This window comes from Exiguobacterium oxidotolerans JCM 12280, from assembly GCF_000702625.1.
Classification (GTDB): Bacteria; Bacillota; Bacilli; order Exiguobacteriales; family Exiguobacteriaceae; genus Exiguobacterium_A; species Exiguobacterium_A oxidotolerans.
In genome coordinates this window covers 630681-647470 of sequence record NZ_JNIS01000001.1, presented here as the reverse complement: position 1 = coordinate 647470, position 16790 = coordinate 630681, and the positions used below count along the sequence as shown (strand labels likewise).

Sequence of the window (16790 nt, the reverse complement as noted above, 5' to 3'; positions counted from 1 at the left end):
TGTCCCATATTTTAATGACACGATGAGGAGACGATAAATGATGAAACAGTGGGTCCGTCTAGCCTTAGCCATCTTACTGATTTTTTCAAGTTTTACGTATATACATGAGCCACATTCAAAAGCGGCAACCGGTGAAAAATTTAAAATTTTAGAGATTCGTGATGACTGGTCGACGACGAACCGGATTGATCCGGGAACTAAAATTACGTCGTTATTGACAGGGCTTGATCCAGCACGCTTTGAAATCAAGATGATGACGGTCAAGGAGTTGAATGCGTCTCGTTTTCCATTAGATGGCGCCTTTGATGCCATTGTCTTTGATCCGTCTGTATTTACGGGAGAAGATCGGTATTCAGTGAAAGTATCCGACACCTCAAAAATGCATAATACAAGTAAAATCGAGAATGATATCACGAAATTAAAAGCAAACGAGATTCTGACGAACTATATCCAAAAAAAATTACCAGTATTTTTCCATTCTGATGTATTTACACATGCTACGAGTAATTTCACTTCGATTTTTGAACCGAGCATTATATCTGATGGTGCAATTAAATATACGGATATAAAACAGGCAGTCCTTCAACTGCAGGCAGAAAAAGTTAAGCGACCTCGATTAAGCAAAGTGGCGGTTTCCCAGGCTGGTCTTGCATTAACATCGGTAGATAAAGCGGCACCCGCTTCACCAGACAAATCAATTGATTTTAATTTTACACTTGATCAAACAGCAGCTAATACAATTGTATATTTGTACATTGACTTTGACAGTAATGATCAATTTGATGAGTCAGAGAAAGTCGACAAGACGGTAGCAACGGATTCGGGCTCATTATCGTATCGTTTTAGTGCACCTAGTTATACGGGACCACGGAATTGGATGATTCGAGTAATTAATGAAGAAGGAAAAAGATTGACAGACTATAAGACTGGAAGCTTTCTGATGCAGGACCAAGAAGCAAAAGCAAAAATTTTGCAAGTTACACGCTCAGGCTCAACCGGCTCCATCAATGGATTCATGTCAGGCTCATTGTTAAAACAAGATGGATTATACGATTTTAATGTTGAAGTTTTGTCAGCAACGGATTTTAATCTTACGTATGCCAATAAGAACTTAAATACGAATTATGACATGTTGATTTTCGGATTCCAAGATTCCTATGGTGCGGCTGCTTTAACGGACGGCGCATCCAATGCTATCTTAAATTTCACGAATACGGGTCAAGGACTAATGTTGACACACGACACGATCTTTAGACCGGCTCAATCTAGTAAGCCAGAACTATTCTGGGAAACGAAGTTCGCAGATCTCGCTGGTCAAAAGAACTTTACGAATATGGGGTATTCGGCCCCTCGAACATCTGGTCAAGCAGTCAAACAGAATTCTGGTGTTATGACTTCCTATCCATTTGCATTGGCCGATACTGTCGCCATCGCAACGACACACAATCAATACTTTGGTTTGGATCTCGAGCAACCAGATTTGATTCCATGGTATAACATCCGTGAAAATAACCTCGGTAGTTCGAATCAGGCAGCAGGTCGAACGATTGGCGATGCACGCAATCATTACTATATGTATACAAAAGGAAACGTTACGTATTCAGGAGCAGGGCATACTTCGAGCTTCAATCAACAACAAGAAAAAGAATTATTCTCGAACACGATGTACCGTGCTTTCATCGGTGCGAACCATAAGCCTTTAATCAAGAACATCTTACCGACGGATAAATCAAGTTATCTTGAAAACGAACCGTTGACGATCTCGTATCAAGTCAACGACTATGATCTACAAGATCGTGAGCTGAAGACACGCATCTATATTGATGATGAGAAAGTCTTTGAAAACAATAAATTGAAAAACAACTCGTTCGTCAGTCAATCTTTCGAATCAAAGCTCAAAGGAAAAACGAGCGTGACGATTCGAATTGAAGCAGAAGATCAACGGGGGGCCAAAACAATTGAGACACGGACGGTTCAAGTCGTTCGTCCAGCTGCATCTACACCATTCGTCTTGTCACGCTCGATTGATCCAGCGACGATTCCAAAAGGAGAAACAGCAGATATTACGTATACGGTTAAAACTTCGCCAATGATGCAAAAAGATGCCATCGGTAATAATGGATACATCATGGGACAATTCTCAGTGACGATGGAAAATATCCTATTTAACGAGCAATTCCCAAGCAACCTTGAAATCCTCTCGGCGACGGGTTTGACTGGAGCGAATATTACTGGACAGACCATCAAAGGGAAACTCTCGGATATCGAATATGACGAAGCGATTGAAGGCGTTCATAAAGGTGAATGGATTGCGAATCAATCGGAAGTGACATTCACTGTCAAAGTACGTGCGAAAGATGCAGCGGGAGTCCATATACTTGATAAAAAAGATAATACGCTGACATCGACGAAAAACGTCTGGGATAAAAAGAATGGAAAAGATAAATCAACAACTGTAGCAAATGATCCACAAGCTTTTCCGACGATTGGTTACGCACTGACCCCATCCTTTGCGACAAGTGCGAAGATTCCATCTGTCAAAATGGATATTACGACACCATCGTATAAAGTGTTACCAGAAATCAACCCTTCAGGCAGTCAATACGGCACATTGAAGTGGTCGATCGTAGATTCAGAAATTGCATCGATTGATGAAGCAGGTGTCATTAAACCGAAAAAAGTCGGAACGACACAGATTAAACTAGTCGTACCGGTCGGAAACGGTAAAGAATTAACGGCTACTTCTGAGCTAGTCATCAATGATGTGTTCGGAGGACTAATCGTCCGAAATGTACCAGATACGTTGTATGTTGGTGAAACAAAGTCAATGACGGGAATTGCTTCGATGGTATCGGGAAGCAACACGCCGATTCAGTGGATCATTACGAATGATTCGCGTGTTACGACAAGTGGATTAACTAAAAATACGTTAGAGTTGACGGGGAAAACGCCAGGGACAATCACTGTTAAAACGGTCGTACCTGCGACAGTCGGAAGCTCGACTTATCTTGCCCAGTCAACGACGTATACGATTCAAGTCAAGTTACCGGAACTATCCGTCTCACCAAATAACCTGGAGTTATGGGTCGGGTCGAATCAAGACGTGACGGCGACATTCAATCCGAATTATCCGTTACCATTTACGACTTCGACTGTAAGTGACGCTATCGAGTTAAAACAGACGGCATCGGGCTATACGATCACGGGTAAATCCGGGACACCAAACGGACCAGTAGAGGCGTCACTCACATTAAAAGATTTCCCAGACACAATCGCGAAGACACTTGTGCGTGTTCGAGAGAATCCACTCAATCTGACTGCTGATGATATCGCAATGACGATGAAAGATGATAAGAAATCACCGATTCTGCGCTGGTTCCCAGTGACGACGACAGAACGCTTCTATCGTTTAGAAGTCCTCCAAGGGAAAGAATACGTCAAGATTGATCCGACAGGACAAGCATTGCAACCATTACGTCCAGGTGTGGCACGTATCAAGGTAACGGCATTAAAAGAGAATAAAGATGTGCTCGAAGTCATGAAAGAGAATCAAAAAACACCACTAACGACGACATTCAAGGTGACGATTGGTTCTGAATCAGGAACGTCAGACTTGGATGAAGATGTTTATTAAGAAGTGGGGACGCCATCTATGAAACGCAAACGAATCATTACCGTTCTCTTGATTTTAATCATCATTGGAATCGGGGGAACGATGTACGTCATAAAAGCGAATCAACAAGCAGCACTCGAGCAAGGATTACGTTCAGAAAAACCAGAACAGCTCGCAAGTGCACTAAAAGAGACATCGTTGTCGACAAAAGAGAAAAATCGTTATATTCGTCGCTTTCAAGAAGCACCCGCCTTTGATAAGGCGAAACTTCTTCTTGATGAACAGACCGTCAAAAATAAAGGGAACTGGTTTTATGCAGCGCAATTTGCGCCACTGAGCACAGTTTCTGAATGGTTGACGAAAGGTGCAAAGATCAGTCAACTGAATGCACAAGGTCAGTCGGTTCTTCATGTTGCGACGAGTGTGAATCGATCGATTGATGTCTATGCTCTCTTAATAAAAGAAGCGTCTAAAAAAGAGCTCAATCGTATTGACGACTTTGGTCATACACCACTCTTTTATGCCACACTGGATCAAAATGAGGCGGCAATCGAACTGTTATTGAATGCGGGCGCCGATCCTAATCAGGGAAAAGAAGTGCCTGTTTATGAAACGGTCAAACAAAACCGTAAAGATTTATATATGATGTTGCAACAAAACGGCGCAGAAGTTCAAAATAAAAAAGTGAAACAGCTTGCGAAGCAGTACCGAGCAACAAAATTCTAATCAAAAAAGAGTCATTCGTCGTTGGCGAATGACTCTTTTTATGCGTGTTACGGTTGAACGCGCTTCGGTGTTTCAACATACAATTGGACTGCTCGATTGAGCGGAAGTAGTGCTGTCGGGTTTTTCAATACTGTCGCATCATACGCCATGCGTAGACGGGAGGCTTCAATGTCAGATGATTTGTTAGCGACCATCAGTTTTTCGAGCTCCGTTACATTTGCAGGGAACGCATTTTCAGGTAAATCCAGTTTCCCGCGATAGGCGTTGACTTCTAGATTACCCTTCGTAAAAATGCCACCGCGTACATTCATAGTCGAACCTACAGCATAAATCGTATTGAGTGGAAAATTATCATCAGTAGTTGGTTGATTGTAATCGCTGTATAGAAAAGCATTCAAATCCGGTATATCTGTTTGAGGTGTCGAAAATTTATTGACACGGTTAATGACGAGCTTTCCTTTACTGAGCAGAATCAATGTATTTTGTTTTGAAGTGGAAACAAGACCTTGAATATTGGCATCGTCTAGACTACTCGTTCCGGTTGCATAAATCGTCGTTGCAAATCCAACATTTCCTCGAATCAGTAAGTTGCCAAGAACGACGAGAGGTCGCTTGATTTCAAGAGGTTGTGATATCGGATTTAAGGAAGAAATCGTTAAATTACCATCAATGATTAAAGGTGCGAGTGTTTCTTGAACAAGATCATCTGTCAATGTCACGGTATTGTCTGTATTTAATGCTGGACTGATCATTTGTCGCTTCGTATCAAGTTCTGTCAGAAAAGGACCATCCAATGTGAATTGCGGAATGGAAGAGTCTTTTAAAGAAGAGACAATTTGATCAGATGGTGTATTGGTTGGTAGCTTCAGGAAATCGTTCAAAGCATATTCAAAATCGAATGGTACGAGTGTTTCTTTTGTCGCTACTAATTCTGTCTCACCTTTAGGATCAAAAATCGTTTTATCACATACGAGATAATCGCCACATTGCAATAATGGTTGATTTTTCTCTTGAAAGACACGTACTTGACCTGCTACGTAGGGTAACGCTTTTGTATTCGTATATTTTCCGTCTACATTGTTGTATTTAAAAATTGGTGTTGCGGTTGCTTGAAGTGCTTTTCGAGAGAAGATGTTGCCTTCAATCAACGGAGCACCGTTTAAGATGACCTTATTATCAGAGCCAAGCGTATAGTACAAAAAACTAGGAATTGCGGACAGATAAACACGTTGACGATAACTTTTTTTGATTGCTGGTTGATTACCTTTTTGTTTCGTGACGACTGCTGTTAAATCGAGTGCTGTCACACGGACATTGGAGGCCGCTTTGTTGGGTGTGACTGTTACATTCGGCACAATCGATTTTAGCGGTAAGATGACGGTACTGTTAAGATTCTTGAAAATTTCCTGAGATGAAGTTGTTGGAGAATCTCCTGTTGTCTTGGAAACTATTTTTTGCAAAGCAGCGACTGCTAAGTCTAGGTCATTTTGTGTCGTCGTCTCGACATCGATATCAGTTTCACGAATTTCGGTCAGACGAGTCGACTGTAAACTGATACCAATCGTCGCAACAGCGAGAACGGACAGGACAGTTAAGGTGACAAGAACAAAAAGTAATGTATAGCCTTGCTCAGATTTACGCATACCGTATTCCTTTCTAGGTTAAAATCCAATCGTACTTTTGAAGGTCTGGACTTCTTCTTGATCCGTTGATTGAATCTTAGTCGTGATGGTTAAAATACCGTGGGTGATGTAGCGACTGCTGTTATTACCTGATTTGATTGTTTGATACTCTGGACTTGATAATGTGAATGTCTGAAATAATTCAGTTTGGTCGTCGATGGGTTGTGGAGCGGATTCATATATCAGTTCGGTTCCATCTACGCGCTGTTCTGCAAATGTATAACGAATCGGCGTGTCATTCGTATTTGAAGAGGTAGCCTCTTCTGTAGCATTAAATGGTTGAAAACCTGATGCGCGCTCGAGTAATCCAGTATCAGGATTCAAAGTAGGAAGTGTTTTTTTGTAGAATGATAACTGCTCCGCTTCATCGACCCGGATCGCATCAAATCCACTGATTTCGTTTAACATGATACCAACTCGACTATCAGCTTCACTACGCAGTTCACTGATGATTCCTGTCGCTTGAAAACTTTTTGTCCCCGAGATGAAGACCGTCAAGATGACAGCACTGAAAATCGAAGCAATGACGATGGCGACGAGTAGTTCGACGAGCGAGAAGCCGTCATTTTGTTGTCGGAAAACTTTGATTGAGCGTCGCATTCGTAATCGATCCTTTCAATGATGTAATCGGTTCAGTTGTTCCTTCTATGTAGACGAATACATGGAGGTCCAGGAGATTCGGATTAACGACTCCTTCGAGTTTCCGAGGTGTCACACTGTATTTGACATCAAAGGCAATATTATTGATTTCAGGATTAGTAAAGATTGATGAGCAAATAGCCGATAGTTCACAAGAAGGAGACGTGGGCTCAGGGATGACATAGTTTCCATTCAGATAAGTGGCTTTGTTTGCCTCTGTAGATAGAGAGCTAAAGGCGAATGGTTCATCACTTGTCGCTTCTAATGCTTCTCGTTTGATATAAGATGTTGCATTCTTCGCCAGATAATTAGCGAACGTCAACTCCGTGCTCTTGCGGGAAGCGGATAAGGACTGTGAAAAAATACTGATGAGTGATACGGAAATGATCGAAAGAATCGTGATGCTGACTAATACTTCGATTAAGGAAAAGCCTTGTTGCTCGTCTTGCATGGATGCACCTCTTATCCGGTTCAATATGAGTTATCAGTTCAAAAATGAGAAACGGTATGTATTTACGTAGGATGAAAGTTATTGTCAGCTAGGACTTATGTTTCATCATAATATTCATTATAATGGAAATACTAGACACCTGAAATGGTTATTTCAAACGGAAAGGAAACAGATGATGATAAATCTTAAGCGTTTTGCAGTACATACTCTTCTTTTAGTCCTATTGATTGTCTTAATCTATGTTCCTTCATTCGCGCTCATCTCCTTTACGGGCCAAGCGAGCGTCAGCGAAAAGTTCTCTGACAGTGCACGGATTGCATCCGTCCCGGTCGGCGGGATGACGCGTGACGAAGCGAAACCGAAAGTACAAAAAGCGATTACGACCTGGTCCAACATGACGCCTTTAACGATGGGAACAGGCGAAGAGACGACTCCGATCCCGACGACGCTTGTGACGTTTAAAACGGATCAGGCGATTGAAGCAGCCTCGTTAAAAAAAGGGGGCAAGTTATCAGTAAGTATGGATGACGCCGCAATCGAGGACTATTTGTCGACGCAACCGGTCGCCTATACGGCGGAACAGACGACACAGTTCAAGACGTGGCTGACGACCATGAGCCAAGAATTAAAAGAAGGAAACTATGATCCGACTACGATGACCGTAGCAACGGGAACGGATGAAGTCGTTTCATCGATTTCCTTTACGACACGATCAGCAGCAGAAGAACAAATGGTCGAAGCCATGACCCAGGTAGAACTAAAGGCCGGACAATTGATGAACACAAAAACGTACGGAATGGATCCTGTAGCTGCTTCATATATTGGAAGTAAATTGTATGAGTTATTCGCCAAAACACCGTTTGAAATCGTCGAGCGGATGCCACACGATCAATTACCGGACGATATCACACTCGGCTACGATGTCCGAATTGATGAAAAGACAGATTTTGCAGTGCGCAACACACAAGCGAGTAGCTATCAACTCATTGCGACGAAGACGGGCAGTGACGTGACGCTTGAACTACGGGGAATGCCGTTCAAAGAAACAGTCACAGCAGTGCTTGAAGGTGAAAAATCAATTCCGTATCGGACGATCACTCGTTATTCAGCGACGCTATCTGCTGGAACGACAAGTGATACACAATCCGGATCGGAAGGAACATCGATTGAACTGTACCGCATCATCAAGTCGAACAAAGGCGAACAAAAAATCCTGATTGCACTTGATTTTTATGCAGCAACACCGGCAATCGTCACGAAGAGCAGTCAAGCGGAGCAAGCCCCGGTCGTCACACCACCTGCTGAAGAGAACCAAAACGAGACGGATCCGACTGATGCTGAATCTGATACGACGGATCAAACCGACCCAGAGTCGGATGTGACAGGTCCAGATGCACCGACATCACCGGATACACCGACGTCACCCGATACACCAGATACTCCAACAGACGGAGACCCTGCTTCTCCCGTCGAAGGTGATACAGCGGAACCGGCAGTCGGTTAATTCAGATTAGAAAAGAGGGGATTGTATGAACTGGACAGATTTATTGGTTGAACTCGGAATCATCGTCGGACTAGCGACGATTATCTGTGGCTTGATGTTTGCCGTTCAAATTCCATTTATCGCGACGACACGGGCGAAGGTTATTCTTTCGGTCACGGCACTTGTGCTCGTCGTCGCACTATATCTGCTCGTCAAATTCGATTGGATGATGAATCCGTTTGTCATCGCAGGATATGTCGTCACCCTTTTGGTGGCGACTGCGGTGACGAGTACGATGGATGAAAAACAACAACAACGACCGACAGCACTTGATGAAGAAGAAACATGGCACGCGGAAGGGTGACGAATTAAATGGCGATGAAACGGAAACGTCTCGGGGAGATGTTACTTGAAGAAAGCCTCGTGACAGAATCACAGATTGATGAAGCACTGACGGTCAAACGGTCGACAGAAAAATTAGGCGATGCCCTGTTACGTCTCGGTCATTTGACGGAACAACAATTACTCGAAGCACTTCACCACCAGTTAAAGATTCCGATCATTCAGTTGTATAACTACCCGGTCGATGTCGCGGTCACGAAGCTGATTTCAAAAGAGCTTGCCCAGCGGCACACACTCGTCCCAGTCTACCGGGAAGGCAATCGTCTGTTTATCGCGATGGCAGATCCGCTCGACTTGATTGCGATTGATGACCTGCGTCTGCAGACCGGGTTGATGATTGAAGTCGGGATTGCGACCCGTGACGAAATTCGCCGGACGATTTTAAAGTATTATGATATCGATTCGTCACTGCGTGAGTTACTTGAATCCGATGAAATGATGGAGACGGACGCAACCCGGGATGTCGTGACGCGCGAAGATGCACCGATTATTCGCCTCGTCAATCAAATTCTTGAGAACGGAATTTCCCAACGTGCGTCCGATATCCACATGGACCCGCAAGAAACGTCATTATCGGTCCGGATTCGGATTGACGGGGAGCTGCGGACAGAGAACAACTACCCGAAACAAATTCAGAACATCTTGACGACCCGAATCAAGGTTATGAGTGAACTTGACATTACGGAATCACGCTTGCCGCAAGATGGACGGATCAAGTACATCTATAATGGTCTCGCCTACGATTTCCGTGTCTCGACACTTCCGACCGTTTATGGTGAGAAAGTCGTCATCCGGATTCTCGACAGCTCGAACTCGAATATCTCGATTTCGAAAATCGGATTTAGTGAACGTAATGAATCCCAGTTCCGGGAGATGCTGAAACGACCGAACGGCATCATCTTGATTACTGGACCGACAGGGTCTGGTAAGTCCTCGACATTGTATGCGGCCTTGAATGAATTGAACGATGAGAGCCGTAACATCATTACGGTCGAAGATCCGGTTGAGTATCAAGTCGACGGCATCAATCAAGTTCAAGTGAACAGTAAGATCGGCTTGACGTTCGCGAGTGGGTTACGCTCGATCTTACGACAAGATCCGAACGTCGTCATGGTCGGGGAGATCCGTGATATTGAAACGGCGGAAATTTCGATCCGTGCCTCATTGACGGGACACCTTGTCCTGTCGACGTTGCACACGAACTCGGCCATCAGTTCAATCACCCGTCTGATTGACATGGGTGTTGAACCATTCCTTGTCGCGGCGTCCGTTACCGGATTGATTGCGCAGCGTCTCGTCCGTCGGGTCTGTCGCGATTGCGGGGAAGTTCAACCACTCTCAAAACGCGAACAAGAGTTGTTTGCCCAAGAAGGAATCGAAGCGACGACCGTCATGCGGGGACGGGGCTGTTCATCTTGTAACATGACGGGGTACCGGGGGCGACTCGCGATCCAGGAAGTCGTCATGATTGATGAAGTATTGCGACGGATGATTATGAACCAATCGACGGAAAGCGAAATCACGATGTACGTCAAGTCGCAAGGTCAACGGTTCTTGTTAGCGGATGGACTGACGAAAGTCGCCCAAGGAATTACGACGACGGAAGAAATCTTACGGACGGTGATATCAGAATGAGTACGATGGAACGCGCACAAATCGAAGACATTCTCAGATCGTCAAAAGAAAAAGGGGCTTCTGACGTCCATTTGACGGCAGGATCTCCCCCCGTCTTTCGCGTCAATGGAACATTGATTGCTTACGGGACGGATAAACTCAAGCCGGTCATCATCGACGGGTTCGTTCAGTCGTTGATTACCGAGGAAATGTACCTGCAGCTTAAACAAGATCGTGACATCGACTTTTCCTTTGGTGTGACGGGTGTCGCCCGTTACCGCGTCAATTGTTTTTATCAACGTGGTGCACTCTCAATGGCTTTTCGAACGATTCCGACTGAAGTGCCGACACTCGAACAATTATCGTTACCTCCTGTCATCAAACGGTTTTTAACGAAACCGCATGGCTTGATTCTCGTCACAGGACCGACCGGGTCAGGGAAGTCGACGACACTTGCTGCGATGATCAACGAAATCAATCAGACGATGTATAAACGGATCATTACGCTTGAGGACCCGATTGAATACTTACATAGTCATCATAAAAGTTTAATTGACCAACGTGAAATCGGCATTGATGCCCCACGATTCGCGAGTGGCTTACGTTCTGCGCTCCGTCAGGATCCGGACGTCATCTTGCTCGGGGAGATGCGCGACTTGGAGACGATTTCGACGGCAGTCACAGCTGCAGAGACGGGACATCTCGTCTTCGCGACCGTCCATACGTCGACCGCTGCCTCGACAGTCAGTCGGATCATCGATGTTTTTCCATCGGAGCAACAGGATCAAATTCGCGCCCAGTTGGCAAATGTCCTGGCGGGTGTCGTCTCGCAACGCTTGATGCCCCGGTCCGATGGTACAGGCAGAGTCGCGGCGCTTGAAATCATGGTCGAGACACCAGCCGTCTCAAACTTGATTCGCACAGGTAAGGAATATCAGATTCAATCCGTTTTGCAGACCGGAAAACAGTATGGGATGCAGACGATGCAAATGGCCTTACAAGACTTAGTTAGTCGGGGACTGATTCCAGCATCAGCCGCGACACCTTACATATCGGGGTGAGCAGATGGCAGTATTTATCTATGAAGGTCGGACGATGGCCGGAAAACGGAAAAAAGGTAAGATTACAGCATTAACGAAACGGGAGGCGGCAGAACGTCTCCGGACAGAACAAATCGCCGTCACGTCACTTGAGAAACAAGAATCGAAAGGCTTAAATACCGAGATCACATTTTTAACGGCAAAACCGAAAATCGAACACTTAGTCATGTACGCACGTCAATTTGCGACGCTCGTCCGGTCCGGTGTCTCAATCGTTAAAGCGACCGAAATTTTACGGAAACAGACAGAGTCGAAGCCGCTCGAGCGGGCACTCGTCGAAGTCGAAGATGATTTACGGAGCGGGATTCAATTTTCGCAAGCAATTGAAAAGCATCCGCGCGTCTTTGATACATTCTTCGTCAGCATGGCGATGGCGGGCGAGGCGAGTGGGAATTTAGAAGAAGCCCTTGATAACATCGTCACCCAGCTTCAAAAACAGTACGAGATTAAACGGAAAGTCATTTCGGCATTGATTTATCCGGCCGTCGTTTCAATCGTCGCGATTGGTGTCGTCGTCTTCCTGATGTTGAACGTCGTCCCGACGTTCGCGTCGATCTTCGATCAACTCGGAAGTGAACTTCCGTTAATCACGAAACTTGTTGTTGCCGTATCAGACTTTTTTGTCGCTTATTGGTGGGTTTTGTTGCTTGTCGCCTTCGGGTTGCTCGGTCTGTTGTATTTTAATTTTAAAAATGAACGACAACGGGTCATCTTCGACAGCTTACTGTTGATGTTGCCGGTCTTCGGACCATTGATTCAAAAGTCACAGATTGCTTTGATGACGCGGGGACTCGCTGTGTTACTGAATGCGTCGGTCCCAATTCTTGCTTCGCTCGACATTACGGAACGGATCGTCACGAACCGGATCATCCGTAAAGGAATCGCTGCCGCAAACGAAGCGATGTCACGCGGGATTCCGATGCACGAGCCGCTCGAGAAAAATAAATATTTTCCGCCGCTTGTGACGCAGATGATTGCGATCGGTGAGGAGTCAGGGCGCCTCGATTCAATGCTGACAGAAGTCGCGGACTTTTATGAAACGGAAGTCGAAACGACGACGGATCGCTTGAAATCGATCATCGAACCGCTCCTGATCGTCGTACTCGCAGCAATCGTCGGTGTCATCGTCATCGCCGTCGTCGTTCCGATGTTTAAGATTTATTCCGACATCCAAGGCGAATAAGAACTGTAAAAACATTTACCTGCTGTATAAAAAAGACATTATTCACAAAAAATATGGTGCTACTATAATAGTAATCATCTGGATAGTATTACCTATACATCACACTTAAAAAGCACTAGGGAGGAATACTAAAATGTTAGAACGGTTAAAAGAAATCTGGTTAGATGCAAAACAAATGCGCGATGAGCGTGGCTTGACGTTGATCGAGTTACTCGTCGTCGTCGTTATCCTCGGAATTATTGCCGCAATCGCGGTAGTAGCGATTGGCGGATTGATTGAGAACTCACGTAAGGATGCGCAAGTAGCAAATGCGAAACAATTAGTTTCAGCTGCGAAATTATATGTTTCGAGCAACCCGATCGAGTCTGGTAAATTATCATATGAATCTACCGAGACAAACGATAAAAAAGTTTTGGAGAAGTACATCGATTCTCTGAAGGATCCAATGAATAGTGATGCTGAGTACAAAGAGGCATATGTTAACGTTTCAAAAGATCCTGACACTGGGAAGTATATTTATAAAGTTACTATGGAGAAAAAAGGATCTGGTACAGCTAAAGTTTACTTTAATGATACTGTTTCTCTAAATAAAGACTCGCTTTAAGTCCTCGCCCCCACATCGGGGGTTTTTTTCTGAAGTTTTTTAAGAAAGGAGCCCGGTCATGACAATCGTTTTTACGGTCTATTTTTTCATTATTGGCATGCTAATTACGTCGTTCACGAACGTCGTCGGTCTGCGGATTCCGCTTGGGGAATCGATCGTCCGTCCCCGGTCGCATTGTCCGAACTGTGGACATGTCCTTGGTGCGCTCGAACTGACGCCTGTCCTCGGCTATCTCGCCTTACGCGGAAAATGCCGCGACTGCCAACTGCCGATTTCCGCGAAGTATCCGGCGCTTGAACTGCTTGGTGGCGTGCTTTACGCCTATGCGTTCTACCAATTCGGATGGTCGATGCAATTTGTGTTGACGCTTATCTTGACGAGTCTGTTGTTCATCCTTGTCATGTCGGATCTTGCCTACATGCTCGTCCCGAATAAAATATTACTGTTCTTTTTACCGATTAGTCTGATAGTTCGCTACCTTTCTCCATACGAGAACTGGTATAATCCAATTATTGGCGGAATCGTCGGTTTTAGTTTGTTGTTTGCAATCTTTCTCGCATCTCGTCAAGGGATGGGCGCAGGGGACGTCAAACTGTTTGGTTTACTCGGGATTTTCCTCGGACCACTTGACGTCGTGATTGCCTTATTCGTCTCGGCATTTGTCGGTTCCATCATTGGACTGACACTGCTCGGATTGAAGCGCGTCGAACGCAAGCAACCGATTCCCTTCGTCCCGTCGATTGCGATCGGGACATTACTCACTTATTATTTCGCGGACGATTGGGTGACGTTATACCTCGATCTGTTCTTATGAGAAAGGACGAACCTACATATGGCGCAAGCTAGGCGTAGAGGTACATATATTTATTTCAACTTCACGGATGTCGCCGTCTTCGGCGCCGTCGTCAAGAACGGTGTCATCAAACGACGCGCTGTTGCGTCGCTGCCTGCCGGGACACTCCAAGGTGGATGGTTACAACCGGAAGCGTCACTTGATTTGATTTTTGACAGCCTGTTGACGAAATTGAAGGTTCCGCGTGGTTCGCAAGCCGTTCTTGCGCTTGACGGATCCCTTGTTTTAGCACGGAAACTTGAAATTCCGGAGTCGGTCGAGACGAACCAAATCCGTGGCTACTTGTTCATGGAACTCGGGCACAGCATCGTCCTGCCGTTTGAAGAACCGTACTTCGATTACACACTGCTCGAAGAAGACGGCAAACGCGAAATCATGCTGTATGCGGCACCGAACGAAGCGATTCAACAATACATGCAATTGTTTAAGCAAAAGCACCTGCGGCTTGTCGCAGCTGAACCGCAACCGCTCGCTACGTTTTTCGGAATCGAGTCGCTCTATGAAGTCGAAGACAGTAGCAGCGTCTTGATTTGGAACGTCAATGCGACGAATCATCAACTGATCATCATCGAAGACAAAGTGCCGCGCTTAATCCGTTCCGTCGATACGTTCAGTTCGAATGCCTGGGAAGTTGAGGTGATGGAGGATCGTCTCCATTACCGGTATCGCTTAGATGACGCACAAGTCGAGATGACACTTGACGAAATGCTGCTCGAATTTTCACGTGTGCTCGATTTCTACCGGTTTTCGCTCGCGCGTGACCAACGGGAAATCAGCCGTGTCATTCTAGCAGGAGATTTCCCGTTCCAGGAGGAGCTCGTCAAACGGTTCGAAGCGAATTTTGATCTCCGACTCGAACAGCTTCCGGAACAGCTCGAAGTCGCGTCACAACCGATTCCGCGTGCGTATTTACCGCTGATTGGACTCGCGATTCCACAAAAAACTCGAATCAATCTGTTACCAGAGAACGACGTCATGCCGAAGTTTCCGCTCGTCGCGTCGCTCGTCCTGTTGTTATTTGGCGGAATGATTGGCGGCTACTTGTTCTGGCAAACGGACCAGTTCGCGGACCGGATCGAGACAGCAAACAATCAAGTACAAATCGTTCGTGCCCTTCAGGCGGAATCGGCACAATCAGCGAAACAAGAAATTGCCCAATTGAAGCAGACCGTCGACGGATTAGAGGAGACGCCGCGCCCGGCAGTCCCGACGCTTGAACGGATTACCCGCTACTTACCGGAACGCGGCTACATCTTACAGTTCGCCTATGGTGCCGATCATCTCGTGACGATGAATGCGCAATTCGAAACACTGGAAGAATTGAACGGTTTTTATCGTCAACTCTTGACGGATGACGTCTTTACAGGAGTTTCATTGACAGGTATCACGACAAAGACAATGAACGAAGAGGCAGATGTCGTCACGTCGACAACGATCGATCCGGCGACAGGGGAAGAAATTCCGACGACGACGATTACACCATCGGCTGATGAAAAAACGGAAGAACCACGTTACATCGGTCAATTCACGTTGTCAGTCTTACCGGCGGAGGTCGTCAAAGGTGAAACGAATGAAGCGAATCCGGATGTACCAAAAGAAGATGGCGAGACGGAGTCGGCGACGCCAGACGGTGAAGTGACACCAGAAGACGGAACAGGCGAAGTCGTCTCGACCGAAATTGAGGAGGTGGAGGATAATTGAAGCGTTATAGTAGTTACCTTCTCCTCGGATTGACGCTCCTGCTCGTAATTGGAGGAGTCGCCTATTTCGGTTATACGACCTATACGACGTACCAAGAATTGAATGAAACGGAAGCGACGCTTGATCGGGAACAGATGGCCCTCGAAATCGCAAAAGCGAATGAACAAAAAGTCGATGTCGCTGAATCAAGCTTCTTACAGAAAAAAGTACCTGTCCTCCCGGCGAATGATGACGTCATCGACGCCATCAATGCCTCGAGTCAAATTGCAGGAGTCAAAGTTCAGTCGATTACGTTCAGCCAAACGGATGTTGCACCTGCACCGGTTGTCGAGTCAACACCGGTCGTCGACGGAGCGATGGCGACAGAGTCTGACATCGATGCGGATGGAGCAGAAGCACCTGTCGCGACGACGGCCGCGACACCGCTTCCGGCATCGTTATCTGTCGAAGCACCGTCATACCTTGAACTGATGGCATTCCTCAAACAAATCGAACGGACGGATCGGATTACGATCTTGCGTCAGATTCAATTGACGGGACCGGATGAACCAGGTGCCGGAAGTGAGACGATTCTTCTTGACGATGAGATGATGGCGTTTACGATTGAAATCGAGACGTATTATCGACCTGATCTAACACAACTCGTTCCAGATAAGAAGACACCACTCAAGGAGACGACCCCGAAATCAGATCCCTTTGTCGATGTCACAGGAAATTAGTTTGGAAACAAGTGCTTCTC

General features: G+C 45.8%; 14 protein-coding genes. 11 read left to right on the top strand and 3 right to left on the bottom strand.

What is annotated here, in order from left to right; translation table 11 throughout:
* Positions 1-37: 37 nt before the first annotated feature.
* Both P403_RS0103385 and P403_RS0103380 read left to right on the top strand, forming a co-directional pair.
* Positions 38-3634: a GEVED domain-containing protein gene (locus P403_RS0103385; RefSeq protein WP_235195164.1), complete on the top strand. Its 3597-nt coding sequence runs from the start codon at positions 38-40 to the stop codon at positions 3632-3634.
* 18 nt (positions 3635-3652) lie between these two features.
* Positions 3653-4339: an ankyrin repeat domain-containing protein gene (locus tag P403_RS0103380; protein WP_029331069.1), complete on the top strand. Its 687-nt coding sequence runs from the start codon at positions 3653-3655 to the stop codon at positions 4337-4339.
* A gap of 47 nt (positions 4340-4386) precedes the next feature.
* On the opposite strand, the gene P403_RS0103375 is transcribed toward P403_RS0103380, so the two are convergent.
* From P403_RS0103375 to P403_RS0103365, 3 genes are read right to left on the bottom strand one after another with little or no spacing between them, the layout of a single operon-like run.
* The gene (locus P403_RS0103375; RefSeq protein WP_029331068.1) at positions 4387-5982 is read right to left on the bottom strand and encodes a type II secretion system protein; all 1596 of its coding nucleotides are present in this window, start codon (positions 5980-5982) and stop codon (positions 4387-4389) included.
* An 18-nt stretch (positions 5983-6000) separates the two neighbouring features.
* Positions 6001-6621: a PilW family protein gene (locus P403_RS0103370; protein ID WP_029331067.1), complete on the bottom strand. Its 621-nt coding sequence runs from the start codon at positions 6619-6621 to the stop codon at positions 6001-6003.
* The gene (locus tag P403_RS0103365) at positions 6584-7111 is read right to left on the bottom strand and encodes a prepilin-type N-terminal cleavage/methylation domain-containing protein (protein WP_029331066.1); all 528 of its coding nucleotides are present in this window, start codon (positions 7109-7111) and stop codon (positions 6584-6586) included. Before P403_RS0103365 ends, P403_RS0103370 begins: the two co-directional genes overlap by 38 nt.
* A gap of 175 nt (positions 7112-7286) precedes the next feature.
* Here P403_RS0103365 and P403_RS0103360 point away from each other — a divergent pair, with 175 nt between their 5' ends.
* The 9 genes from P403_RS0103360 to P403_RS0103320 all read left to right on the top strand — a co-directional run bounded on the left by P403_RS0103360 (position 7287) and on the right by P403_RS0103320 (position 16770).
* Positions 7287-8615, top strand: coding sequence for a VanW family protein (locus tag P403_RS0103360; RefSeq protein WP_084157620.1), 1329 nt, complete (start codon positions 7287-7289; stop codon positions 8613-8615).
* 25 nt (positions 8616-8640) lie between these two features.
* The gene (locus tag P403_RS0103355; protein WP_029331064.1) at positions 8641-8958 is read left to right on the top strand and encodes a hypothetical protein; all 318 of its coding nucleotides are present in this window, start codon (positions 8641-8643) and stop codon (positions 8956-8958) included.
* A gap of 8 nt (positions 8959-8966) precedes the next feature.
* Positions 8967-10631, top strand: coding sequence for a GspE/PulE family protein (locus tag P403_RS0103350; protein WP_029331063.1), 1665 nt, complete (start codon positions 8967-8969; stop codon positions 10629-10631).
* Complete coding sequence (locus tag P403_RS0103345) at positions 10628-11671, top strand: type IV pilus twitching motility protein PilT (RefSeq protein ID WP_029331062.1); 1044 nt, start codon at positions 10628-10630, stop codon at positions 11669-11671. Before P403_RS0103350 ends, P403_RS0103345 begins: the two co-directional genes overlap by 4 nt.
* 4 nt (positions 11672-11675) lie before the next feature.
* On the top strand, positions 11676-12893 hold the full coding sequence (locus P403_RS0103340; RefSeq protein ID WP_029331061.1) for a type II secretion system F family protein: 1218 nt from the start codon (positions 11676-11678) through the stop codon (positions 12891-12893).
* Between the two features lie 133 nt (positions 12894-13026).
* Positions 13027-13497 carry a type II secretion system protein gene (locus P403_RS0103335; protein WP_029331060.1) on the top strand — a complete coding sequence of 157 codons (471 nt, stop codon included), beginning with the start codon at positions 13027-13029 and terminating at the stop codon, positions 13495-13497.
* Between the two features lie 58 nt (positions 13498-13555).
* Positions 13556-14311, top strand: a complete 756-nt coding sequence (locus tag P403_RS0103330) for a prepilin peptidase (RefSeq protein WP_029331059.1) — start codon at positions 13556-13558, stop codon at positions 14309-14311.
* Positions 14312-14329: 18 nt separating this feature from the next.
* A complete protein-coding gene (locus P403_RS0103325; RefSeq protein ID WP_029331058.1) occupies positions 14330-16051 on the top strand; it encodes a type IV pilus biogenesis protein PilM in 1722 nt (573 codons plus the stop codon).
* Positions 16048-16770 carry a hypothetical protein gene (locus tag P403_RS0103320; protein WP_029331057.1) on the top strand — a complete coding sequence of 241 codons (723 nt, stop codon included), beginning with the start codon at positions 16048-16050 and terminating at the stop codon, positions 16768-16770. The genes P403_RS0103325 and P403_RS0103320 overlap by 4 nt, the downstream gene beginning before the upstream one ends.
* Positions 16771-16790: the final 20 nt, after the last annotated feature.